Raw genomic sequence first — 24,016 nt, forward strand, 5'->3', positions numbered from 1 at the left:
AGAGAAACTATGAAAAGAAAAATTTTAATGGCATTTCTAATTTTAGGAATGATTTCTTGTCAGAACAAAGAAAAAACAGAAAAAGAGAATGTTATTGAAGCCATTGCAACTGACACCATAACAAAAACAGCAACCGGAACAGCAGATGTAAGCGATGCTCCTCATAAAAACGATAAGGTTGTAGAGATGATCGGAAAGCAGCTTCTAGCATTGCTGAAGAAAGATTTGCCAGCACTGACAAAAGAGGATAGGTTTTTTTATTATGATGCATTTGATTTAAATAATGATCAGAAAGAGGAGTATTTTGTAGGCTTCTCTAATTCCTATTTTTGTGGAAGTGGTGGCTGCTCAGGATACATTTTAAATAATGACGGAAGTCTGATTAATTCTTTTACGGTAACTGATTTCCCAATTTATGTAACCACTTCAGTATCTGAAAAATTTTATGATCTAATAGTTGTAAGCGGAGGAAAATTTCATCTTCTAAAACTAAAAAACGGAAAATATCCGTCAAATCCATCTGTTCAGGAAGTTGTTAAAGAGGAGGCTACAAGAGAGAGTGCAAAGGTTTTGGATATCGATGGGAAGAAGTTGGAGAAGTACTCGTTTTAAAATAACAAACCCGACGGGTTTTTAAAATCTGTCGGATTTACTTTTTTCGGACAAAAGCATTTTATTTTTTTAAAATTTTAGCCAACGTTTTGGGATTTTGGCGATTGTACCAAAAGGCCATCACAATTAATTCTTTAGGAGTTAATTTATAGAAAATATTATAATGCCCTAATGTCGATGTCCGTATGCCAGGAAAATTTGTTTTTAACGTAGATTTCAGGATTGAGAATTAAAAACTGGACTCTTTGTGCAATTTCGGCAATTAACTTTTTAGAATAAACAGAGGATTTATTTCTTTTAGTCCAGTAAATCAATATTTTTCTTCTTTGTAAAACAGCAGTTTTAGTCCAGATTACTTTGACAGCCATTCTAAATCTTCTTTGTCTAAATCCTCCTGAGAAATAACTCTTCCATATTTTATGTCTTCCTCGCTTTCATTAAGAACATCTATTTCATATTGTTCTAATTGATAGTTTTTAGAAGTGTCTGTGTTTTTTAAAAGACCTCTGATTTTTTCAAGTAAAGTGATATCCTCAATGTTTTTGAGTCTGTCAAATATTTCTAATTTTAGTTCTAGTGTTCCCATCGTCATAAGTTTTGAATATCAAGGTTATACAAAATATACTAAGAAAAAACCGACAGATTTTTAAATCTATCGGGTTTAAATTATCATATATCAGTTTTGGAATTTGGATTTTCCAAAATTTGAATTTTAAAAAAAAAACTATCCTACCAATTCCACAAATTTAAACTCACCCTCAACAGCGACTTTAGTCAAACCGTGTTTAGATAAGTTTTTCATGGAAGCGTCCCATTTTTTACCGCTTAAATTTGCAGTGATTTTTAGTTGCTGAAGATCCATTTTATTTTCATTTCCTTTTAATAAGTCTACGATAAATTTCTCTTCGTCTGATAATTCGACAGTCTGTTTTTTCTCCGGACGCATTTGCGGGAATAATAAAACTTCCTGAATAGATGCGTTATCGGTTAAGTACATAATCAAACGGTCCATTCCAATTCCCATTCCGGATGTTGGAGGCATACCGTATTCTAAGGCTCTTAAGAAATCCTCGTCGATAATACCGTTTGCTTCATCATCACCTTTTGCAGCCAGACGCATTTGATCTTCAAAACGCTCTCTTTGATCAATTGGGTCGTTTAATTCAGAATAAGCATTCGCAATTTCTTTACCGCAAACCATTAGTTCAAAACGTTCGGTTAAGTCTGGATTATCGCGATGTTCTTTACATAACGGAGACATTTCTTTCGGATAATCGGTAATGAAAGTAGGCTGAATGTAATTTCCTTCACATTTTGCACCAAAGATTTCATCGATTAGTTTTCCTTTCCCCATTGTTTTATCAACTTCGATTCCCATTCCTTTTGCAGCTTCAAAAAGCTCTTCTTCTGTTTTTCCTGAGATATCAAAACCGGTAAAATGTTTGATCGAATCCGTCATCGTAACACGGGCGTAAGGCGCTTTAAAGTTAATTTTGTGCTCGCCAAAAGTAACTTCACTAGTTCCGTTTACGGCAATAGCACAATGCTCAAGCAGTCCTTCTGCAAATTCCATCATCCAGTTGTAGTCTTTGTAGGCTACATATATTTCCATTGCTGTAAACTCAGGGTTATGGGTTCTGTCCATTCCTTCATTACGGAAGTTTCTGGAAAACTCATAAACGCCTTCAAATCCACCAACAATTAATCTTTTCAAATACAATTCGTTTGCAATACGCATGTAAAGCGGAATGTCAAGCGAATTATGGTGCGTAATAAAAGGTCTTGCCGAAGCACCACCGGGAATCGACTGCAAAACCGGAGTATCAACCTCAAGATATCCTGCATCATTAAAGTAACCACGCATTGCTGTAAATAACTTGGTACGTTTGATGAAAGTATCTTTAACATGTTGATTCACTGTTAAATCTACATAACGCATTCTGTAGCGTAATTCAGCATCATTAAATGCATCGTGTACATTTCCGTCTTCATCCACTTTTGGTAATGGCAACGGACGTAATGTTTTACTCAAAAAAGTAAAACCGCTCACACGAATACATTTCGCTCCAACCTGAGTCGTGAACAATTCACCTTCGATACCAATAAAGTCACCTAAATCGGTTAATTTTTTAAATACTGTGTTGTATAAAGTTTTATCGTCACCTTCACACAAAACATCACGATTCACATACATTTGAATACGCCCTTCACTATCCTGCAATTCAGCAAAACAAGCTTTCCCTTGATCACGAACACTCATCAAACGTCCCGCAACGATCACCTTCTTACCTTCTTCAAACGACTCCTTTATTTGCTTTGAAGTATGATTTACAGGAAAAAGATTAGCCGGATAAGGATTGATTCCTAAGTTGCGTAAGTTTTGAAGTTTTTCTCTTCGGATGATTTCTTGTTCTGATAGTGCCATTTTGTGCTCTTTTTTAAGTGTGCAAAGATAAAGAAAAGAATGTAGATTTCAGAATGCTGATTTTAGATTTTTTGAAGCAGTAATTTTCGGGTTTTCAAGGTGGTTTTGTCCCGCTATCCACTTGTATCTTTTTTGCAGAAAAAGCAAAAAAGGATACCGCTGCTATCGGGGCTAGAGTAGACGTTTTTGTTTTCAAAAAACGTTTGAGTTGAAAAGCTAATCTAGCTGTTCTTAGAAAATCATCTTCGATGATTTTCTAAGAACCTAAGAACCTAAGAACCTAAGAACCTAAGAACCTAAGAACCTAAGAACCTAAGAACCTAAGAACCTAAGAACCTAAGAACCTAAGAACCTAAGAACCTAAGAACCTAAGAACCTAACAAAACGATTAAACAATTAACCAAACTTCGTATCTTTGAGAAAAAATTAACCACGATGAAATTATACAAACTACTTAGTTTTTCTTTTTTAGTAGCAACACTCGCAAGTTGTACTTTTACCGAGAGTATTTATGTAAATGATAACGGAACAGGAAAGTTTTCTTTAAACATGGACGGTTCTTCTTTAATGGCCATGGCGGGGAATCAGATAGGAGATCAATTGGGAGCTGATGCCAAAAAAAATGTAGATTCTACTTTTACCTTCAAACAATTATTGGCGGATAAAAGCGAAAGCATTTCAAAATTATCCCCTGAAGCTCAAAGTGAGATTAAAAAGCTGGAAGACCTTGTGGTTAATATTAAAACGAACGAGGAGAAAAAAGAATTTCTGATGGATTTTTCAGAAAATTTTAAAAATGTAAACGAATTACACGACATATTACAATCCATCAACACTCTTCAAAAACTGACAGGAGGAGCAGATGCTTCAACACCTTTTTCAGGAGGTTTCGGAGATAACAGCAGTAAAGTAAACTACAATTATGACGGAAAGAAATTTAGCCGTAAAGCGATAGTTGACAAACAAAAACTGTCCGCAAAAGTACAGGATTCAACCGCCGAAATGTCAAAAATGGTTTTTGCATCCTCTACTTATGTGATAAAATACCATTTCCCTAAACGCATTAAAAAAGTATCAAACCCGACTGCTTTATTTAGTGAAGATCGCAAAACAATTACAATTCAATACCCTTTTACGGATTATATGGAGAATCCTGACAAGCTTAACTTTGATGTTGAGTTTGAAAAATAATTAATAATGAATAAAAAAATTCAACTTCAGGATTTAGGAAGCAAAGACTATAAATCGACCTGGGAATATCAGGAAGAACTTTTTAAAGACATAGTCGACTTAAAAATCAGAAACAGAAGAGAAGAGCTTGATTTAGAAACACCCAACTACTTGTTATTTGTAGAACATCCGCATGTTTATACGCTTGGTAAAAGTGGTGATTTTGAGAATTTGCTCTTAAACGAAAAACAACTGGAGGCCAAAGGAGCTACCTTTTATAAAATTAACCGTGGAGGTGATATTACTTATCATGGACCGGGGCAAATTGTAGGTTATCCCATTTTAGATCTGGAAAATTTCTTTACCGATATTCATAAGTATTTACGTTTTTTGGAAGAATCTATTATCCTAACTTTAGAAGAATACGGTTTAAAGTGCGGACGAAGCGATGGAGAAACCGGAGTATGGTTAGATGTAGGAACTCCGTTTGCCAGAAAAATTTGTGCGCTTGGTGTTCGCGCCTCACGCTGGGTAACAATGCACGGATTTGCTCTAAATGTAAACGTTGATTTGGGATACTTCGATAATATTATTCCGTGTGGAATCCGCGGTAAAGGAGTGACCTCATTGCAGGTAGAACTTGGTGTCGAAAAAGTAGATGAGGCAGAAGTAAAGGCAAAAATCATAAAACATTTAACCCGTTTGTTTGAAGCTGAGTTTGTTTAAACAGGCTTTTGAAATACAAAAAAATATGGCAGATGCTGAAGAAAATAACAATTATAAAATTGCTGTTCCTTCAGCATTTGATTCCGTTTTCTCTCATTTTTACTTTGCGGAGAATAAAACCGATATTCCGGTAACAAAAACATTATTACCCAGTTTTCAGACGATCTTAGTCTTTGTTTTTGGAAAAGGAGCTTCTTTAAAATCACAGCAAAATACGATTCTGGAAGCAGAACGATGTGTCGTTTTAGGCCCAATAAAACAAGCTTTTGATTACACCTTAAATCCTGATTCGGAGATTTTGGTAGCCAATTTTAAAGAAGATGCTTTCTATCGGTTCTTTGGAAATGCGCTTTTAACTCATTCTTTACCTGTTCACCCGGATACTTTGATGGCCGAAAATTGCTTTACCGCTTTATGGGAGGAACTAAAAGAATTCTCTGATCCAAAAGAGCGGGTGGATCATATTTTAGAGTTTTGCCGGCCTTATTTACGGGAACAGCACTCCATTACCTCTCTTTTAAGCGATTTTAGGGCAAAAAACATCAATCCGATAAAAGCGATTGCCTCTAAAACAAATCAATCCGAACGAAACGTTCAACTCAATCAAAAGAAGTTTTTTGGTTATACCATCAAAGAAATTAGCCGTTACGAACGTTTTTTAAAAGCAGTAGAAGCAATTCAAAAAGATATTTTAAAAAATGCTAAAACAGATTGGCTTGCTATTGTTGAGCAATGCGGTTATTACGATCAAAGTCAGTTGATACATGATTTTAAACATTATATGAATATCTCTCCAACCAAATTCCTGAAATTTCAAAACGATATCTGTAACTCAAAGACAGAATAGCCCCTTTTCGTTTTCTTACAATTGTGATCGGATCAGCAGTTTTACATTTGTCATGTTCAATCTTAAAAAACAGAAAACATGAAAAATTTAATTGTTTACGCACATCCCAATTCAGCTAGTTTAAACCATTACTTCAAACAAATTGTTATAGAGAACCTTGAGAAATCAGGGCAGGAAGTTATTGTTCGTGATTTAAACGCCATCCATTTTAATCCGGTTTTATCTCTGGAAGATATGAATGGGCAAAGAGTGGGAGAAATTGCCGACGAGGTAAAAACAGAACAGGATTTTATTAGCTGGGCCGATCGTATTGTTTTTATTTATCCAATTTGGTGGACCGGAATGCCAGCGATCATGAAAGGGTATGTCGATCGGGTTTTTAGTTATGGATTTGCCTATCGCTACGACCAGGGGATTCAAAAAGGGTTGTTGACCGGGAAACAAACCATCATAATCAATTCGCACGGGAAATCAAGTGCAGAATACGAGTCCATCGGAATGGATAAAGCTTTGGCCTTAACCTCAGACTTCGGAATTTTTAAGTACTGCGGATTGGAAGTTCAAAAACATTTTTATTTTGATAAGGCCGACAGAGCTTCTGACGAGAATATTTCAGAATGGACTAGCCAGCTTAAGGAAATGTTTCAGGAAAAGGTTGTATGCGACTAATTTGTTATATTTCTGCTTCAGAGCAGTTTAGAGCAATTTTTTTGAATAGTTTTAGTTATCTATTAAACCATTTTTTCTAAAAACCTGATACCATGCAAAATGTAATTACTGACCTGTCTCGATTTATGGAATTTAATGAAACGGAAAGTATGGCCTTTAAAAACATACTTAAACTAAAGAAAGTCAAAAAAAATGAACATCTTTTGGTTGAAGGAGATGTTTGTAATTTTGGAGTTTTTATTGCAGAAGGATGCATTCGTTACTATTATTCACTTGATGGTGTCGAATCTACCGGAAATTTCTTTTTTGAAAATGACTGGTACTCTGATTTTGAGAGTTTTTTATACAACAAACCGTCATTGCTGAATATCGAGGCTCTGGAAGACTGTGTGCTGTATTTGGCCTATAAACACGATTTTGAAAAACTGGTTTCTGAATATCCGGTATTTAATTCCTTTCTTCGGATTATGATGGAAAGAACGATCAAAGGATTAACGGGCAGAAATATGGCAATGTCTTTATTGTCTCATGAGGAACGTTATTTGCGGTTTGTAAAATACTGCCCGAAAGTAGTCGAAAGAGTTTCGTTAAAACACATCGCCAGTTATTTAGGAATTCAGCCGGAAAGTTTAAGTCGGATCAGAACCAGGATTACATTGAACAGTAAATCTTAACCCAAGTCAATTTTTAAGAAAATTCAGCTCTTTACTTTTGCTTTTATAACTGTAAAGCAAAATAAAAATGAAAAGAATATTCTTGATTATTATAGGTTTTTTTGGGCTGATAACCTATGCTCAGACGGGAACTGTAAAAGGAAAAATTATTGATAAACAATCCGAAAAACCACTTATTGGAGTTGTTATATTATTGATAGGGGATGAGAAGAAAAATGCCACTTCAGATGCTGATGGTAATTTTAAACTGGCGAATGTCCCTTTGGGGCGACAGAGTTTGAGTTTTAGCTTTGGGGGTTATGAAAACACTTCCGTTTCGGATCTTGATATTACCACAGGAAAAGATAATTTATTAACGGTTTCGATGATCGAAAAATTCAATACCCTTGATGAAATTATAGTCTCCTCAGGCTCTAATAAAGCCAAACCTATTAACAAAATGGCGTTAGTATCAACCAAACAATTTACGACCGAAGAAGTTAATCGATATGCAGGAGGAAGAAGCGATGTGGCACGTTTGGTTTCTAATTTTGCAGGAGTTTCTACCGGAGATGATAGCAGAAACGATATTGTTGTTCGTGGAAATTCACCATCGGGAATGTTGTGGAGAATTGAAGGAATGCCGGTTCCAAGTCCTAATCACTTCTCGACATTGGGGACTACGGGAGGGCCTATTTCGGCACTGAATCCAAATCTTTTGGCCAATTCTGATTTTTTAACTTCAGCTTTTCCAGCGGAGTATGGAAATGCAATTGGAGGTGTTTTTGATCTGAGTTTCCGAAAAGGAAATCCCGATGATTACGAATACATGCTGAGTGCAGGTGCTTATCCCGGAGTTGAATTTATGGCAGAAGGACCGCTTGGTAAAAAAGGAGGTTCGTTTGTAGCGGCCGCAAGATATGGCTTTGTCGGGGTTCTGGGAATAGCGGGTACAGATGCACAGCCCAATTATAGAGATATCAGTTTTAATGTTGATTTAGGGAAAAGTAAAGCTGGCAATTTCTCCCTTTTTGGAATCTACGGAACGTCGGATATTGATTTTCTGGGAGATAAAATAGATAAGGAAGATCCTTTTGCGGCCCAGGATGAAGATGCTTACGTAAAATCGGGATTTGCTTCGTTTGGATTGAAGCACAATCTGGACATTGGAACAAAATCGTATTTAAAAACGATTATCGGTTTTGCGAATTCAAATAACTCTTACGAGAATTTCCGTTATTATAACTTCAACACTGCCGCAGAAAGCCGTTTGCCTTTTACGGATATTAATAACAATGAAAACAGAGTGACATTCTCGACTTTGTTCAATTCTAAAATCAATAAAAAAACAACTTTCAGGGCGGGTTTGCTTTTTGAGAATTATACACTTGATGCTAAAATGTCTTCCCGTGACAGACAGCAGGACAACGATGGTGACGGTTATCCAGATTTTGTTCAGCTGATAAACAACAGTGGAAATTATAATGTTATTCAGCCGTTTGCTCAGGGGCAATTTCGTCTGACCGAAAAGCTAACTTTTAATGCGGGGATTCATGGACAGTATTTTTCGATAAATAAAGAATTTGCTTTTGAACCCAGAGCTGCTCTGGCTTATGCAGTAAATCAGAGAAACACTATTAGTTTTGGTTACGGTTTGCACCACCAAAGTGTTCCGGTGCCGATATTATTTCTGAATGAATTTGTAAATGGAACTCAGGTTCAGTCCAACAAGAATCTGGATTTAGTTCAAAGTCAGCATTATGTTTTGGGCTATGATGTGCGACTGGCCAGAAAATGGAGAGCAAAGGTTGAGGTTTATTATCAGGATATAAGTAAGGCCGGAGTTCAGTCTTTTCCAAGCAGTTATTCTACCTTGACAGAGGGGGCTGATTTTAGTTATTCCATTGATAAAACATCTTTGGTAAGTAAAGGAAGTGGATACAATCAGGGTATTGAATTTACCGTCGAAAAATTCTTTAGTGAAGGCTATTATGCTTTATTTACTACTTCACTATTTGAAAGTAAATATAAAGGAAGCGATGGTATAGAGCGAAATTCACCTTTTAATAACGGATATATTATCAATCTGTTGGGAGGGAAGGAATTTAGAATAGGGAAGGCAAAGAAAAATGTTTTTTCGATTGATACCAAATTCACAACAGCAGGAGGACGTTATTATACACCAGTAGATTTGATTGCTTCAAATAATGTAGGTTATGAAATTAGAGATGATGCAAATGCCTTTAGCAAACAGTATGATCCTTATTTAAGACTGGATGTTAAATTCGGTATTAAATTTAATAGCAAAACAAAGAAAAGGTTTCATCAGTTTTATATAGACCTTCAAAATGTGACCAACCATACCAATATTTTTACGAAGGAATACAACCGATTAACCAATAGTGTCAACCAAAAAGATCAAATTGGTTTTTCTCCTGATTTTGGATATAAATTTCAATTTTAGTTTTTTACATAGAATAAAGACAACAAATGAAAACAATAAAAGGATCTTCGGTTTTCATTTGTTGTATTAAGGCCTTCGAGAACGGGTACTACAATTTTACAATTTCTACCCTGCGATTTTTTGCCTTGTTTTCTTCACTCGTATTGTCGACAATTGGTTTATCTGCACCTAAGCCTTTTGTCTGTAATCTGGATGCATTTATCCCCTTAGAGATTAATGCTGTTTTTACAGCATTTGCTCTTTCTTCAGAAAGTTTTTTATTCTGTGCTGCAACACCAGTATTATCAGTATGACCTTCGATGGCAATTTTAAGGCTGCTATTAGCAGTTAGCAATTTTTGAATTTCATCAATTATAGGCGAAGATTCTGTTTTTACAGTAGCTTTATTGGTGTCGAAATTAATGTACAGTGCAATGTGACCTTTAGAATCGAGCTCTTTTTTCATTTCATCTGCTTTGGTAAGTGAAGCAGTCATTTTAAAAGGTTTTGTTTCCAGAATCATCCATCCGGCCGATACAGCATCGTCACCAGGAGTAAGCTGGACCCAGATATTTCTGTCCGGACGTCGAATAAGATAGGTCGTGGTAATTGCATTGGCCATAAAACCATAGCCGTTCATGTATTTAACACGGTTGTTATCCGGAATTGTATGCGAGGAATCCGAAGGAACTTTCATTTCAGATACTTTTACACCATCAACACTTTTAATTAACTCCTCTAAATTTTTTGCTACTTCAAGATCGCTGTATGATTTTCCTTCTTTTGCAGTAATCCTGGCGTAGAACATTTTTCCTTCTGGTTTTTCAAAATGATTTTTCACCCAAAAATAAGCAACATCATAATCAGCTGTATTATTCTTTGGAGTGCCTTCGTAATTTTCGGGTAGGTTAAAGTAAGGAAAAGCGCCAAGAGGTTTGTCTGAAACCGGGATAGTATTAATCTCGAATTTTTTAACTGAAGCCTCTTTTGGGGGAGTTTCAGTAGCTGGGGTTGATACAAGAGAATCTGTGTTATCTGTCACATCATTCTGCTTTTTGTTGGAATTGCATGCCAGGGTGATGCACGCAATTAGAGATAATGTTAAAAATTTGATTTTCATGTGGTTAGTTTTGTATTGAAAATCAAAGATAGCAAAGCGAAGAGATTTTAACAAAAAAAAGAATCAGTTTAATGGAGTTTTTTTTGAATGTAATGTTTTGAAAAAGTGATTGTTAGTGTTTGTTTTGTCTTTGCATTTTTGGAGATTTAGTATAGGTTTACTTTATACGGAACGACGTTTAGCTGAAGTGATTCACTTTTTTTAAAACAACTCCAACTGAGTAGGCAGTAATTTAAAGGACATTCTATGGTATTTTGTAGTACCGTACTTTTTAATGGCTTCGCGATGTTCTTTTGTTGGGTAGCCTTTATTTTTTTTCCAATTGTACATTGGAAATTCTTCGTGAATCTGATCCATATATTCGTCACGATAGGTTTTAGCAAGAACTGAAGCAGCAGCAATACTTAAAAACTTAGCATCTCCTTTTATAATACTTTGATTCGGGATCGATTTTAGCAATTCGATTTCAGTTTTAGTAAATTGTTTTCCAACAGTATTCTTTAGACCCAGCTTTGCATTTAGCGATCGGTTTCCATCAACAATAATAAACTCAGGTTCAGGATTTAATTTTAAAACACATTCCTGCATTCCTTTCATCGAAGCATTCAGGATATTTATTTCGTCAATTTCATCAGGGAATAAATGTGTAACGGCAAAACAGATGGCATGTTCTTCTATAATAGGTTTTAGGAGAGATCTTGTTTTTTCAGACAATTGTTTACTGTCGTTTAGAGTTTGATTTTCAAAATCAGCAGGTAAAATTACGGCTGCTGCAGTTACGGGTCCAGCCAAACATCCCCGACCAGCTTCGTCAGTTCCGGTTTCTAAAAGATGTCCTGAGTAATTTTTTTGAAGCATTTTCTGTTTTTTTATATTCAAAGTCAAAAATATTGTAATTTTTTTTAATAGCGTTTAAAATCTCTTCTTTAATAATAGCGTGGATTTGCGAAAAAAAGAAAAAAAGATGCAATTAAAAAGATGTTCGCAAAAGCAGATCTTATTTTTTTAACAGATTTGCTTTTTCTGAGGATTAAGTGTTAAAAGGGTGTTAAGTGTTAAAATTACATAAATTTATGTTTTTAGTAAAAAATAAGGAATATTGCTACTAAAAAGAATGAAACCTAAACGAATTATGATAGATGTTGATAGATGTTTAGGAATTTAGACTAAAATTAAGTTAAAAAGTTTTGGAGTTTTAAGAAATAATTAAGATGTTTGCGCCATACTAATTCAAAATAAATTAAAATGAAATTAAAATTTAAATGGATTTTTACGCTGGTTGTGGCGTTATCTATGCAGTTTTCTTTTGCTCAGGAGAGAACTGTGACTGGAAAGGTCTCTGATAAAACAGGGGTTATTCCGGGAGTAAATGTTCTTGTGAAAGGATCTAAAGTAAGTACTCAAACTGATTTTGACGGAAGTTATTCCATAAAAGCAAAGACAGGTGATGTATTAGTTTTTTCATATGTAGGTATGAATAACAAACAAGCAACTGTTGGTTCTTCAAATTCAGTTAATGTTGTATTGGAGTCAGAGGCTCAATTAATGAATGAGGTTGTAGTTGTAGGTTACGGTGTACAGAAAAGAAAAGAAGTAACCGGTTCTATCTCTAAAATTGCTGGAAGCGACATTTCTAATCTTGTAACTCCAAGTTTCGAGGGCGTATTAGCCGGTAGAGCAGCTGGGGTTCAGGTTGTAACCAATAGTGGAATTATTGGAGTAGCTCCAAAAATTAGAATTAGAGGTGTTGCTTCTATTTCAAGTGGAACTGATCCGTTAATTGTTGTTGATGGTATGCCTATTCTTTCCGGAGATATTGGAGGTTCAGCCAATACAAATGGATTAGCCGATATTAACCCGGATGATATCGAGTCTTTTGATATCTTAAAAGATGGTGCTGCAACTGCGATTTACGGTTCGAGAGCAGCAAATGGAGTAATTTTGATTACTACAAAAAGCGGTAAAAAAGGAAGTTTAAAAGTAACATATTCAACTAATTTTGGTGTAGCTAGTGCTGCTAAAAAATATGATTTATTACAAACACCTGATTTCTTAGTTATTGCTAACGAGAAAAGAACAAACAGAGGGCAAACTCCTTGGGCTGTTGGAAGTACTTATAATACAGATTGGCAAGGTGCCGTTTTGAGAAATGCGCCTCAAATGACACATAATCTTTCTTTTAGCGGAGGTTCTGATAAAACGAAATATTATTTATCTCTTGGATATACAGATCAGGATGGTATCAATTTAGCGAATAGCATGAAGAGATATTCTGTTAGAGCAAATATCGATCAGGATATTAATAGATGGTTAAGTGTTGGTACAAATTTAAGTGTTACCAGAACAGAGTACAATGGTTTAAATACTAGTGCTAGTGGACTTTCAGGAAACATTTTTAATACAATCAGACAGTTGCCTAACGTTCCGATTTACGATGCTGCTAACCCAACGGGATATAACTTAACGTTACCATTGGGTACTAATACAGTAGGGAAATGGGATAATACAGATCCTGTAGGAGATAACATTACTAATATTGTATATGCTTTAGATCACAATAAATACTATTCTAAAGTAAACAGAACTTTATTGAATGTTTTTGCAAATGCTAAAATTACTTCAGATTTAAGCTATAGACTTCAGGTAAGTGCTGATAATTCTATTACTAGCGGATTTCAATATTGGAACCCGGTTCATGGTGACGGTCGTTCAAGAAACGGTTATTTAATAAATGATAACACAGAATATGCAAGATGGAACTGGCAAAATATTTTAAACTATAAAAAGACTTTTGCAGAAAATCATAATATTGGTGTAACAGCAGTAGCGGAGTATCAAAAACAAAAATACCAATACTTCTTTGGTCAGGGAAGTGATATCATCAGTGATTTTTATGATAAAAACCTTGTTACCAATTCTTATATCACTAAAGATTCTGGTGGATCTATCACTGAGAATGGTATCATGTCTTACTTAGGTCGTTTTACTTATAACTATAAAGAAAAATACTTCTTACAAGGATCGATCAGAAGAGACGGTATCTCTAAATTAGGAAAAGATAAAAGATGGACTAATTTCCCTGGAGTTTCTGCAGGTTGGACAGTTTCTAAAGAAGATTTCATGCAGCCTATCAGCAACACACTTTCTGATTTAAAGCTTAGAGCTTCTTATTCAAAAGTTGGAAATACTGAAATTGGAAACTACCCATATATGGATTTTACATCTCCATCTCCTTACGGTCCTACAAATGGTATTGGTTATTCTCAGTTTGGAAACCCGACGCTTCAGTGGGAATCTAGTGAAAAAATTGATTTTGGTGCAGATGTAGGATTGTTCAATAACAGATTGACTATCGGATTTGATTACTATAGAAATAATATCGACAAGTTAATTTTATCGGTACCTGTTGCAAACTCTTTAGGTATTCCAGGTAGTGTAACAAACAAAAATATTGGTAAATTGTACAACGAAGGGTATGAGTTTGCTGTAAGTTTTAAAGCAATCAATACTGAAAACTTTAAGTGGGACGTATCTTCTAACTTAACATTGTCTAAAAACGTTGTAACTGATTTAGTAGCCGGTCAGGATATTATTGGAGGTACTTCTTCAGACACCAATATTGCACCTAACTTAATTCTTAGAGAAGGTGAGTCTATGAACTCATTATATGGATTTAAGTATTGGGGTGTTAACAAAGCAAACGGTAACCCGGTTTACTATAAAGCGGATGGAAGTTTAGTACAGGGAGATTTAGCAAAAACAAGTTATTTTGTATTCGATCCAAACAATCCTGCTGCTGCGACAACTCCTGCTACTTTAAGTGCTGCTACTGATAAAGTTATTTTAGGAAATACACTTCCAACTTATTACGGATCTGTAAGTTCTACGATGAAATATAAAAATATTGATTTTGGTTTCATGTTTAGATTTAGTGGAGGAAATAAAATTTTCAACTCTACAAGAAGAGAGTTAATGAACCAAAACTTTAACAATAACGGAACAGAAATTTTAGGAAGATGGCAAAGTGTTGACAATCCTGGAGACGGATGGACTCCAAGATTATGGGCTAGTTCTAATACATTTACTAACCTTTCTGGAAATGCGAGCTCACGTTTTGTTGAAAAAGGAGACTTTATTTCACTTGACAATATTAGTTTAGGTTACACTTTACCAAAATTATTGTTAGATAAATTAAAAGTGGATAACTTTAGAATCTATGTTCAGGCACAAAACATTTGGTTGATCTCTGATTATAAAGGTATTAACCCAGAGATGGAAACGTCTGGAGTAGATATTAACGGTACTCCTCGTTCTAAAGTGATATCAGTGGGTCTTAATGTAAGTTTATAAAATGAAAAATATGAAAAATATAATAAAATCAATTTTACTATCTGTAGTTGTCTTAGGGCTGAACTCATGCTCAGAAGATAAGATATTAGATCTTGTTCCTGTAAATAACGTTCCTACAGATATTGCCTTTTCAACGCCTGCTTATATAGAAACCTATATGAATGGGGTTTATAATGCAGCTGCTATTGGTACTTATAACAGTGGAACTCCAAATGGAGGTAGAGGTTATATTTGGGGAGCTGCTTTTGTGGAGCAGGGAGAATGTATGGGAGAAGATGCTGTTAATAATGCGACTTTTTATCAGCTGACCTATACTCAAACTTATGATCCTACATCGGCTAACAACGTGTATTACTGGGTTGATGGTTACAGACTGATCAACAGATGTAACTTAATGATTGAAGGTACAACTGAAGCGGTTGCAAAAGGTGTTATTACTAAAGCAGTTGGTGATGATTATATCGGACAAGCTAAGTTTTTAAGAGCTATAACACATTTCGAAATGTTGAATTATTTTGCAAGACCTTATTTCCACACTCCTGGTGCTACTCATGCGGGTATTCCTTATAGAGAAGTTGGTATTAACACTCAGGCAGAAATAGATTCAGAAACTATAAAGCCTAGAAATTCAGTTGCTCAATGTTATGATAAAGTAATTGCAGATTTAAATGATGCTGAAAAATTGATAACATCAAATGGATTTGCAGGAGGTAGAGTAGTAGCTAAAGCAACTAAATCTGCAGCTATCGCTTTTAAAACGAGAGTATATCTTCAAAAAAGAGACTGGGCAAACGTAATTACTGAAGGGGTTAAGTTAAATGGTTTATACACTTTGACTGCTAAACCTGGTGACGTATTTGTTCCTGCAAGTAACTTGTCTAATACAGAATCTATCTTCTCTATTCAGCATTCAGCTACAGCTAACCCTGGAGTTAATGCAGGTTTGGCGAGTATTTTGAACAATAGAGCTTTAGTGAATATTAGCCCTATTATTTGGAGAAATAGCAAATGGTTAGCGGATGATAAAAGAAGAGAAGAGGGTGTTATGATTAAAACTGTAGCTGGAAGAAAATATACTAATAAATATTCTGACATTACAAACTTAACTGATGCTGCTCCGGTTATTAGATATGCTGAAGTGGTGTTGAATATGGCAGAAGCTCAGGCTCGTTTATCAAATACCACAGTAGGTCTTAATTTGTTAAACTCTGTAAGAAACAGAGCATTGGGTAATCCGGTAGCGACTCCTGCTAATCCAGTTGGACAGGCTTATACTGCTGCTTCTTTTGCTACACCTGCTGATTTGGTTGCTGGTATTCTTATCGAAAGAAGAATCGAATTCTTAATGGAAGGACGTAGATGGTCTGATATTCACAGATTACAAGGAGATCCAATTGCTTCTGTTGCAATTAATGGTGTACCTGCAAAAATAGCTAATGCTGCACCAGCTGCTGCATTATATACTTTAGGAACGCCTTATACAGGTCCTTATGGAGTTCCTGCTCTTCCTTATGCAGATTATAAATTTATTTGGCCAATACCACAAATTGAAATGCAAACTAATCCAGGACTAGGACAAAACCCAGACTGGTAGAATTAAGATAAATATTTTGATTTTTTTTGAAAGCCCTCAATCATTTTTTTGATTGGGGGTTTTTGTTTCAAGAGTTTGGTTTGAAAAAGAATCCAGATAACAATGATTTGTTTTTTTATACGTTTTTATCTTTTACCTTTGCCTGATAAATTTTGTCGTAATAATTACCTATAAAACCATCAAATGAGAATATTCATTTTTCTATATCTTTTAGTTGTGCCAACTTTAGTATTTTCTCAGGAAAAAACTACATCTAAAAATAACTTAGACATGAACACAAAATATTCAAGTATAACTGATACGGTAAAAAAGAAAAAAGCCAAGATTGCTACTATAGATCAATATCAGATTATAACACTGGAGCACGATACAACTTACGTAGATACGTCACTAACCTTAAAAAGTGCCTACAAACAAAATCATCTTAGAAAAGACGATTTCGGGCTTTTGGCTTTCTCAAACATCGGACAAACTTTTAATACGCTGCAATACAGTTTAACCAATTTTTCTCCTTATCCGGAAATTGGTTTTAGCGGCAAACATTTTAATTATATGGAAGCCGATCAGATTCATTATTATTCGGCGGCAACTCCTTTTACCGAATTGTTTTTTAATACTACCATTAATAAAGGTCAGAATGTAGACTCCTTTATTACGTTAAATACCTCAAAAAATCTTAATTTTTCTATTGCTTATAAAGGTTTGCGTTCAGAAGGAGATTATATAAATCAGTTGGTAAGCGCGGGAAATTTTAGATTTACAACGAGTTATGCGACAACAGATAAAAGATATGCTATAAATGCTCACTATACGTATCAGGACATTTCAAATGAAGAGAATGGCGGGATTACAACACCTACAGATTTTGAAAGTGATAATAAAGATTATAAAAATCGTCAAAGATTACAAGTTTACCTTACAGATGCTAAGTCATTTTTGAAAGGAAGACGCCTGTTTTTTGATCATGCATTCAGAGTAAATCCGAAGGACGGAAGCAATAATTTATATGTAACACACCAGTTTAATTACGAGAATAAACTTTTCGAGTACACTCAGGCGACACTAACATCAACCGTTGTTAACACACAAGTTCAGCGATTTGGGGATTCGTACGTTACAAGCGGTATTAACGATAAAACGAAATACGAAAGATTGTATAATAAGGTAGGACTTGCTTATGAAAATTCTCTTTTAGGGAAATTTAATTTTTTTCTGGACGATTATAGATCGAATTATGAATATGGTAGAATTATAATTCAAAAGGATAAAACAGTCATTCCTGATAATTTATTTTTACAAATTAATAATTTTGGAGGCCAGTACGAATATCAGAAAAACAAATGGAACGGTCGTTTTTTATATTCTAGATCGATTACAAACCAGTCTCTTTCAAATTTAGATGCGAAATTGAGATACGATATGAATGATAAAATTCAGTTCGATTTTAGGTATCGTAACATCAATAAATTACCGAATAACAACTTCAATTTATATCAAAGCAGTTATACGGAGTACAACTGGTCGAATAATTTTAAAAACGAAAAAATTAATTCCCTTAGTGGTAGTGTCTCAACACCCTGGGTAAACGCAGAAGTTCAGTATACCGTTCTAAACGATCATTTGTATTTTAGAGACGACTCTTCTGCTAAAGAAGCGGCTGTGTTTACTCAAATTATCGCACCGGCTCAATATGGTAATGCGATTAATTACCTCGAAATTAAAGCAAGCCGTGAATTTAAATTTGGCCGATTTGCCTTAGACAATACACTTTTGTATCAAAAAGTAGGGCAATCAGATCTGATTTTAAATGTACCGGATTTTGTAACAAGAAATACGTTCTACTATTCAGGGTATTTTTTTAAGAAAGCATTGTACATGCAGTCAGGGGTTGTATTTAATTATTTTACAAAGTATTACGGAAATGATTATAATCCGGTTATCGGAGAATTTTTTGTTCAAAATAGCAAAAAGATTGGTGGTTATCCGTTATTCGATCTTTTTTTTAATGCCAGAATTCGTCAAACTCGCTTTTATTTAAAAGCAGAGCATATAAACGCTTTATTCTCAAAAAGCGATTATTATTCGGCACCTAATAATCCTTATCGTGATTTTGTGATCCGATTTGGTCTGGTTTGGAATTTTTTCCAATAAGATTAGGAGCTTCATATTTTTAAAAACCAAATATTAAAAATCAAATAGAAATGGACTTTTCAAAAAACATTTTAGAAACAATAGGTAATACACCATTGGTAAAACTCAACAAAATTGTTGCTGAAATAGATGCGCTGGTATTGGCAAAAGTCGAAACTTTTAATCCTGGAAATTCTGTTAAAGACAGAATGGCTGTGAAAATGATTGAAGATGCAGAGGCAGATGGCCGATTAAAACCAGGAGGAACCATTATTGAAGGTACTTCAGGAAATACAGGAATGGGATTGGCACTTGTAGCAATCATTAAAGGTTACAAACTGATTTGTGTGATATCTGACAAACAGTCTAAAGAGAAAATGGATATCTTACGTGCAGTAGGAGCTAAAGTTGTAGTATGTCCTACCGATGTGGAGCCTACTGACCCACGTTCTTACTATTCAGTTTCAAAACGCCTGGCTAGTGAAACGCCAAACTCATGGTACGTGAATCAATACGATAACATGTCAAATTCATTGGCACATTATGAGCAAACCGGACCGGAAATCTGGAAACAGACTGATGGAAAGATTACTCATTTCGTAGTAGGAGTAGGAACAGGAGGAACAATCTCAGGAGTTGGAAGATACCTGAAAGAGAAAAATCCAAACATTAAAATTTGGGGAATTGACACTTACGGTTCTGTTTTTAAAAAATATCATGAAACTGGAATTTTTGACGAAAATGAAATCTATTCGTACATCACAGAAGGAATTGGAGAAGATATTTTGCCTAAAAATGTTGACTTCTCTTTAATTGATGGATTCACTAAAGTAACAGATAAAGATGCAGCCGTTTACACCAGGAAAATTGCTTTGGAGGAGGCCATTTTTGTTGGTAACTCTGCCGGAGCTTGTATAAAAGGGCTTTTACAGCTAAAAGAACATTTCAAGCCTGATGATGTAGTAGTGGTGTTATTTCATGATTCAGGAAGCCGTTATGTAGGTAAAATGTTTAACGACGACTGGATGCGCGAACGTGGTTTCCTGGAAGAAAATGTAACAAAAGCCGAAGATGTTATTAAAGATCATATCGATAAGCAATTGATCGTTGTTCGTACTGAAGAATTGGTTTCTCACGCAATCGAGCGTATGCGTAAATATAAAATTTCACAAATTCCGGTAGTAGATATCAACGGATTTGTGGGTTCTGTTGACGAAACGGATTTATTCAGAAGTTATGTTGCTGATAAAAATGTAGCCGAAAAACCGATTAAAGATGTAATGGGAAAACCTTTTCCAATTGTGAAATTAGGAACTCCAATCGAAGAGGTGTCTAAGTTATTTACCAAAGAAAATGACGCTGTTTTAGTAGATCTTGAAAACGGGAATCATCATATCATTACAAAGTATGATATTATCGGATCAATAAAATAAGACAATTTTTAATAAATTTATAAATCCATAAATCTAGTTGTAAACAATTAGATTTATGGATTTTTTTGAATCAATAGAATTGAATATGAATTTTACCGCCATAGATTTTGAAACTGCAATCAGTTATCATCCGTGTTCTGTCGGGATTGTAACAGTCGAAAACGGCATAGTTGTAGACGAATTTGTTACTTTGATTAAGCCGCCAAACAATCAATACAATCCCTTTACAATTCAGGTTCATGGGATATATCCGCGAGATACTGTTAATGCAAAGACTTTTAAACAGGTTTATCCAGAAATTGAAAAGAGATTAAAAAATAGGGTTATCATGGCGCACAATGAAAGTTTTGATCGTAATGTACTAATGAAATCAATGGCGCTTTACGACCTGAATTACGAAGATTTGAATATTGCTGCTAAATGGGAGTGTACCGTTAAAATTTATAAGGCAAAAGGCTTCAAACCTACTAAGCTTAGTGATTGTTGCCGCGAAATGAAAATTCAGTTAAATCATCACGAAGCATTATCCGATGCGCGTGCGTGTGCCAGATTGTATCTGCTAAAATAAAATTACATTTTGTAAGATTATTATTGGTTTTTTTGTTAATTTAGAGCTTTGTAAATCATTCTATAAGCCTAAATATGAAAGAAGATTTTCTTCACTACCTCTGGAGATTCAAAAAATTTGAAACTCTAAATTTAAGAACTACTCAAAAGGAGCTGCTCACTATTATTAAAACGGGTGATTATACGGAGCTTTCGGGTCCGGATTTTTTTAATGCACAAATTATAATTGGCAATCAAAAATGGGCTGGTAATATCGAAATACATCTAAAATCTTCAGATTGGTATGTACATGGTCACGAAAAGGACACTGCTTATGATAATGTAATTTTACATGTGGTTTGGGAGCACGACACAGAGATTTTTGGAAAAAGCAATACAGAGATTCCGGTTTTGGTTTTAAGAGATTATACGGCTGCAGAAACGCTTTCAAATTATAATACACTACTAACGCCAAAATCTTGGATATTCTGTGAAAAGAGTATAGCTGAAATTGATGATTTTGTTTTTAAAAACTGGCAGGAAAGACTTTTTTTCGAACGTTTGGAGCGTAAATCAGAAGTCATTTATGATTTGCTCAGGGAAAATAAACAAGACTGGGAAGCGGTTTTATTTTCATTATTAGCGAGAAATTTTGGATTAAACACCAATGGGGGGTCTTTTTTGCAGATGGCAAAATCTCTTCCATTTTCAATAATCAGAAAGGAAAGCTTTGAAGTTGAAAATTTGGAAGCGTTGTTTTTTGGAACAGTAGGATTATTAAATCCTGAAAAAGAAGATGTCTATTTTATAGATTTAAAGATCAGATACTATTATCTGCTGAACAAATATCAGATTAAGAAGCGTTGTGTCGATCCCGTTCAGTTTTTTAAGCATCGTCCCGATAATTTTCCCACTATTCGACTCTCACAGTTAGCTAATTTATACGGGAAGCAAAATCTGTTTTCAAAAGTAATTTCTGTAAAATCTGTTGAAGAGGTACGTCAACTACTTATTGTTTCAGCAAGTTCTTACTGGCAAAATCACTATCAGTTTGATAAAGAAAGTGCTAAGAGACCAAAGGCTCTGTCTCATGCATTTATAGATCTGCTCATTATAAATACGATCATTCCACTTCAGTTTGCCTATGCAGGTATAAGAGATGAATCAATTTCTGAAGATTTAATTGCTTTTATGAATCAGGTAGCTCCGGAGAGCAATGCTGTTATCGATAAATTTGAGCTTTTCGGAATAAAGGCCAAAAATGCTTTTGAGACCCAGGTACTTTTAGAGCTTAAAAAAGAATATTGCAATCAAAAAGGTTGCTTAAGATGTGCATTAGGAATAGAATTGCTTAAGAATAATTAGAGAATGTGATAATTTTTTATTTTTCGGGAATGTTCACTTCAAAAATCTACAATCTGCAATTAGAAAATGAGACAATGTGATAATTTTGTACTTTTGTGGAAATTGAGAAATCAAAAATCAATAAAATGTCAGCTATTTTAAAATTAAAGTTCTTTTTTGAAAAATATGGATTTCATGTATCTTCAAGATTGGCAGATAAACTGGGTATGCGTGTTACAAGTGTAAGATTATTTTTTATTTACATCTCGTTTGTTACGGCCGGTTTAGGTTTTGGAGTTTATTTAACCCTTGCCTTTTGGATTCGGTTAAAAGATCTGATCAGAGCAAAACGAACTTCTGTTTTTGACTTATAAAAAAAGCTCCAAATTTTAAATATTTGGAGCTTTTTTAGTTTTATAGAATGACGTTTATTCGTTTTCTGTACTGTTGTTAAGTCTTGATCTTTTTTTACTGTATCCAAAATAAACCAGAATACCAATAGCTAACCATCCTAGTGAAAGAAATTGAGCATCGTGGCTTAAATTGATCATTAAATACGTGTTGATTGCAATACCTAAAACGGCAATAACTGGTAGTGCAGGAACCTTGAAAGTTCTCGTTAATCCAGGTTGTTTTACTCTTAAAATCCAAACCGCAATACAAACCATTGTAAAGGCAAATAAAGTTCCAAAACTGGTCATATCAGCTAATTTGTTGATTGGTGTAAAAGCAGCAACTGTAGCAATAATACCACCTAAAATTATTAAGTTAGTTTTTGGAGTTCCTGAAAGTGGATTTACTTTAGAGAATACAGCAGGAATTAATCCATCTTTAGACATACCAAGGAAAATTCTTGATTGTCCCATAATCATAACCATTAATACTGAAACAAGACCTATTGTAGCAGCGATAGTGATTATAAGACCAGCCCATCCTTGTCCGGCAATATCAAATGCATATGCAACAGGAGCTTTAATAGCATCAGGATATTTTCCTAGTGGGTTAAAATCTTTATAATTCATCATACCTGTTAGTACTAAAGAAACAAGTATATATAAAGTAGTACAAATTAATAACGAAGCAATAATAGCAAACGGAACATCCTTTTTAGGGTTAACCGCTTCTCCTGCCTGAGTAGAAACAGCATCGAAACCAACGTATGCAAAGAAAATAGCAGCGGCTCCGGATACAATTCCTCCAATTCCGTAAGCGTTGTGAGTAGTTTCTTTTTCAATAATTTGAGTAGCTGCTGGAATAAATGGAGTCCAGTTAGCCGTATTAATAAAGAAAAGACCGGCAATAATTACAAATATTACAGCAGAAACTTTTAGTATAACAATAAAATTGTTTGCTTTTGCGGCACTTTTAGTTCCTTTGATAAGTATGGAAATAACTAAAATGACAATTAAAAAAGCCGGTAAGTTCATAGAAAAACCTTCTCCGGTGTAACTGGCAGGATCTGTTGTTAGCCATTCAGGTAAATGGATATGAAACATTTTGAGCAGTTTATTAAAATATCCGGACCAGGAGACGGCGACCGTCATGGATCCCATTGCATATTCTAGAATAAGTCCCCAACCGATAATCCAGGCAAAAATTTCTCCAATTGTTCCATATGCATAAGCATAAGCAGAACCTTCAACAGGTAAAATAGAGGCAAACTCAGAATAACAAAGAGCTGCAAAAACGCAGGCAATCCCTGCAATGATGAAAGAAACAGCTAACGCTGGACCTGCATGGTAATATGCTCCAGTACCTGTAAGTACAAAAATTCCTCCACCAATAATGGCACCAACACCAATAGCTGTAAGGCTCCATTTTCCTAAAACTCTTTTTAAATCACTTTTTTTCATATCGGCCTCAAAGGCAGATATAGGTTTAACTCTCCAAATTGACATATATTATATTGGTTTATTTGTTACTAAGCTCCAAATGTATCGTTTTTTGTAAAAAA

The 24,016-nt window shown here is 34.7% G+C and carries 19 protein-coding genes; 14 read left to right on the plus strand and 5 right to left on the minus strand.

What is annotated here, in order from left to right; all coding sequences use genetic code 11:
* Positions 1–9: 9 nt before the first annotated feature.
* Positions 10–612 carry a hypothetical protein gene (locus AC3IS6_RS10040; RefSeq protein ID WP_489164753.1) on the plus strand — a complete coding sequence of 201 codons (603 nt, stop codon included), beginning with the start codon at positions 10–12 and terminating at the stop codon, positions 610–612.
* Positions 613–964: 352 nt separating this feature from the next.
* On the opposite strand, the gene AC3IS6_RS10045 is transcribed toward AC3IS6_RS10040, so the two are convergent.
* Together AC3IS6_RS10045 and lysS are read right to left on the minus strand one after the other, a co-directional pair.
* Positions 965–1,198 (minus strand): hypothetical protein, encoded by a 234-nt coding sequence (locus AC3IS6_RS10045; protein WP_489164754.1) that lies wholly within the window; start codon positions 1,196–1,198, stop codon positions 965–967.
* A gap of 138 nt (positions 1,199–1,336) precedes the next feature.
* Positions 1,337–3,037 (minus strand): lysine--tRNA ligase, encoded by a 1,701-nt coding sequence (gene lysS, locus AC3IS6_RS10050; RefSeq protein WP_489164755.1) that lies wholly within the window; start codon positions 3,035–3,037, stop codon positions 1,337–1,339.
* Positions 3,038–3,472: 435 nt separating this feature from the next.
* Between lysS and AC3IS6_RS10055 the strand changes: the two genes are divergently transcribed.
* From AC3IS6_RS10055 to AC3IS6_RS10080, 6 genes are all read left to right on the plus strand, one after another.
* Positions 3,473–4,228 (plus strand): hypothetical protein, encoded by a 756-nt coding sequence (locus tag AC3IS6_RS10055; RefSeq protein ID WP_489164756.1) that lies wholly within the window; start codon positions 3,473–3,475, stop codon positions 4,226–4,228.
* Between the two features lie 6 nt (positions 4,229–4,234).
* Complete coding sequence (gene lipB / locus AC3IS6_RS10060; protein WP_264522994.1) at positions 4,235–4,933, plus strand: lipoyl(octanoyl) transferase LipB; 699 nt, start codon at positions 4,235–4,237, stop codon at positions 4,931–4,933.
* Positions 4,934–4,958: 25 nt separating this feature from the next.
* Entirely contained in the window at positions 4,959–5,780 is an 822-nt protein-coding gene (locus AC3IS6_RS10065; RefSeq protein ID WP_489164757.1) for an AraC family transcriptional regulator, read from the plus strand.
* 78 nt (positions 5,781–5,858) lie between these two features.
* A complete protein-coding gene (locus AC3IS6_RS10070; protein WP_489164758.1) occupies positions 5,859–6,449 on the plus strand; it encodes an NAD(P)H-dependent oxidoreductase in 591 nt (196 codons plus the stop codon).
* A gap of 92 nt (positions 6,450–6,541) precedes the next feature.
* On the plus strand, positions 6,542–7,123 hold the full coding sequence (locus tag AC3IS6_RS10075; RefSeq protein ID WP_173964688.1) for a Crp/Fnr family transcriptional regulator: 582 nt from the start codon (positions 6,542–6,544) through the stop codon (positions 7,121–7,123).
* A gap of 67 nt (positions 7,124–7,190) precedes the next feature.
* The gene (locus AC3IS6_RS10080; RefSeq protein ID WP_489164759.1) at positions 7,191–9,566 is read left to right on the plus strand and encodes a TonB-dependent receptor; all 2,376 of its coding nucleotides are present in this window, start codon (positions 7,191–7,193) and stop codon (positions 9,564–9,566) included.
* Between the two features lie 88 nt (positions 9,567–9,654).
* Here AC3IS6_RS10080 and AC3IS6_RS10085 read toward each other — a convergent pair whose 3' ends face one another.
* Positions 9,655–10,665, minus strand: coding sequence for an OmpA family protein (locus AC3IS6_RS10085; protein ID WP_489164760.1), 1,011 nt, complete (start codon positions 10,663–10,665; stop codon positions 9,655–9,657).
* 201 nt (positions 10,666–10,866) lie between these two features.
* Positions 10,867–11,523, minus strand: a complete 657-nt coding sequence (gene rnhB / locus AC3IS6_RS10090) for a ribonuclease HII (protein ID WP_489164761.1) — start codon at positions 11,521–11,523, stop codon at positions 10,867–10,869.
* 387 nt (positions 11,524–11,910) lie between these two features.
* On the opposite strand from rnhB, the gene AC3IS6_RS10095 reads away from it, so the two are divergent.
* From AC3IS6_RS10095 to AC3IS6_RS10125, 7 genes are all read left to right on the plus strand, one after another.
* Positions 11,911–15,015 (plus strand): SusC/RagA family TonB-linked outer membrane protein, encoded by a 3,105-nt coding sequence (locus AC3IS6_RS10095; RefSeq protein ID WP_489164763.1) that lies wholly within the window; start codon positions 11,911–11,913, stop codon positions 15,013–15,015.
* Positions 15,016–15,025: 10 nt separating this feature from the next.
* Complete coding sequence (locus AC3IS6_RS10100) at positions 15,026–16,609, plus strand: RagB/SusD family nutrient uptake outer membrane protein (protein WP_489164764.1); 1,584 nt, start codon at positions 15,026–15,028, stop codon at positions 16,607–16,609.
* Positions 16,610–16,792: 183 nt separating this feature from the next.
* The gene (locus tag AC3IS6_RS10105; RefSeq protein WP_489164765.1) at positions 16,793–18,760 is read left to right on the plus strand and encodes a putative porin; all 1,968 of its coding nucleotides are present in this window, start codon (positions 16,793–16,795) and stop codon (positions 18,758–18,760) included.
* Between the two features lie 50 nt (positions 18,761–18,810).
* Positions 18,811–20,172, plus strand: coding sequence for a pyridoxal-phosphate dependent enzyme (locus AC3IS6_RS10110; protein ID WP_173964695.1), 1,362 nt, complete (start codon positions 18,811–18,813; stop codon positions 20,170–20,172).
* 85 nt (positions 20,173–20,257) lie between these two features.
* On the plus strand, positions 20,258–20,740 hold the full coding sequence (locus tag AC3IS6_RS10115; RefSeq protein WP_489164918.1) for a 3'-5' exonuclease: 483 nt from the start codon (positions 20,258–20,260) through the stop codon (positions 20,738–20,740).
* 74 nt (positions 20,741–20,814) lie between these two features.
* Complete coding sequence (locus tag AC3IS6_RS10120; protein WP_489164766.1) at positions 20,815–22,083, plus strand: DUF2851 family protein; 1,269 nt, start codon at positions 20,815–20,817, stop codon at positions 22,081–22,083.
* A 125-nt stretch (positions 22,084–22,208) separates the two neighbouring features.
* Positions 22,209–22,436 (plus strand): PspC family transcriptional regulator, encoded by a 228-nt coding sequence (locus tag AC3IS6_RS10125; protein ID WP_007810860.1) that lies wholly within the window; start codon positions 22,209–22,211, stop codon positions 22,434–22,436.
* Between the two features lie 54 nt (positions 22,437–22,490).
* Here the strand turns inward: AC3IS6_RS10125 and AC3IS6_RS10130 are convergent, their stop codons facing one another.
* Positions 22,491–23,960: an APC family permease gene (locus tag AC3IS6_RS10130; protein WP_489164768.1), complete on the minus strand. Its 1,470-nt coding sequence runs from the start codon at positions 23,958–23,960 to the stop codon at positions 22,491–22,493.
* Positions 23,961–24,016 lie beyond the last annotated feature (56 nt).

It is taken from the genome of Flavobacterium sp. KH_035, from assembly GCF_057839565.1.

Excerpts from the sequence above, each read along its gene's own strand:
- AC3IS6_RS10040 (WP_489164753.1), top strand. The coding sequence starts at position 10 with ATGAAAAGAAAAATTTTAATGGCATTTCTAATTTTAGGAATGATTTCT.
- AC3IS6_RS10045 (WP_489164754.1), bottom strand. The coding sequence starts at position 1,198 with ATGGGAACACTAGAACTAAAATTAGAAATATTTGACAGACTCAAAAAC.
- lysS (WP_489164755.1), bottom strand. The coding sequence starts at position 3,037 with ATGGCACTATCAGAACAAGAAATCATCCGAAGAGAAAAACTTCAAAAC.
- AC3IS6_RS10055 (WP_489164756.1), top strand. The coding sequence starts at position 3,473 with ATGAAATTATACAAACTACTTAGTTTTTCTTTTTTAGTAGCAACACTC.
- lipB (WP_264522994.1), top strand. The coding sequence starts at position 4,235 with ATGAATAAAAAAATTCAACTTCAGGATTTAGGAAGCAAAGACTATAAA.
- AC3IS6_RS10065 (WP_489164757.1), top strand. The coding sequence starts at position 4,959 with ATGGCAGATGCTGAAGAAAATAACAATTATAAAATTGCTGTTCCTTCA.
- AC3IS6_RS10070 (WP_489164758.1), top strand. The coding sequence starts at position 5,859 with ATGAAAAATTTAATTGTTTACGCACATCCCAATTCAGCTAGTTTAAAC.
- AC3IS6_RS10075 (WP_173964688.1), top strand. The coding sequence starts at position 6,542 with ATGCAAAATGTAATTACTGACCTGTCTCGATTTATGGAATTTAATGAA.
- AC3IS6_RS10080 (WP_489164759.1), top strand. The coding sequence starts at position 7,191 with ATGAAAAGAATATTCTTGATTATTATAGGTTTTTTTGGGCTGATAACC.
- AC3IS6_RS10085 (WP_489164760.1), bottom strand. The coding sequence starts at position 10,665 with ATGAAAATCAAATTTTTAACATTATCTCTAATTGCGTGCATCACCCTG.
- rnhB (WP_489164761.1), bottom strand. The coding sequence starts at position 11,523 with ATGCTTCAAAAAAATTACTCAGGACATCTTTTAGAAACCGGAACTGAC.
- AC3IS6_RS10095 (WP_489164763.1), top strand. The coding sequence starts at position 11,911 with ATGAAATTAAAATTTAAATGGATTTTTACGCTGGTTGTGGCGTTATCT.
- AC3IS6_RS10100 (WP_489164764.1), top strand. The coding sequence starts at position 15,026 with ATGAAAAATATAATAAAATCAATTTTACTATCTGTAGTTGTCTTAGGG.
- AC3IS6_RS10105 (WP_489164765.1), top strand. The coding sequence starts at position 16,793 with ATGAGAATATTCATTTTTCTATATCTTTTAGTTGTGCCAACTTTAGTA.
- AC3IS6_RS10110 (WP_173964695.1), top strand. The coding sequence starts at position 18,811 with ATGGACTTTTCAAAAAACATTTTAGAAACAATAGGTAATACACCATTG.
- AC3IS6_RS10115 (WP_489164918.1), top strand. The coding sequence starts at position 20,258 with ATGAATTTTACCGCCATAGATTTTGAAACTGCAATCAGTTATCATCCG.
- AC3IS6_RS10120 (WP_489164766.1), top strand. The coding sequence starts at position 20,815 with ATGAAAGAAGATTTTCTTCACTACCTCTGGAGATTCAAAAAATTTGAA.
- AC3IS6_RS10125 (WP_007810860.1), top strand. The coding sequence starts at position 22,209 with ATGTCAGCTATTTTAAAATTAAAGTTCTTTTTTGAAAAATATGGATTT.
- AC3IS6_RS10130 (WP_489164768.1), bottom strand. The coding sequence starts at position 23,960 with ATGTCAATTTGGAGAGTTAAACCTATATCTGCCTTTGAGGCCGATATG.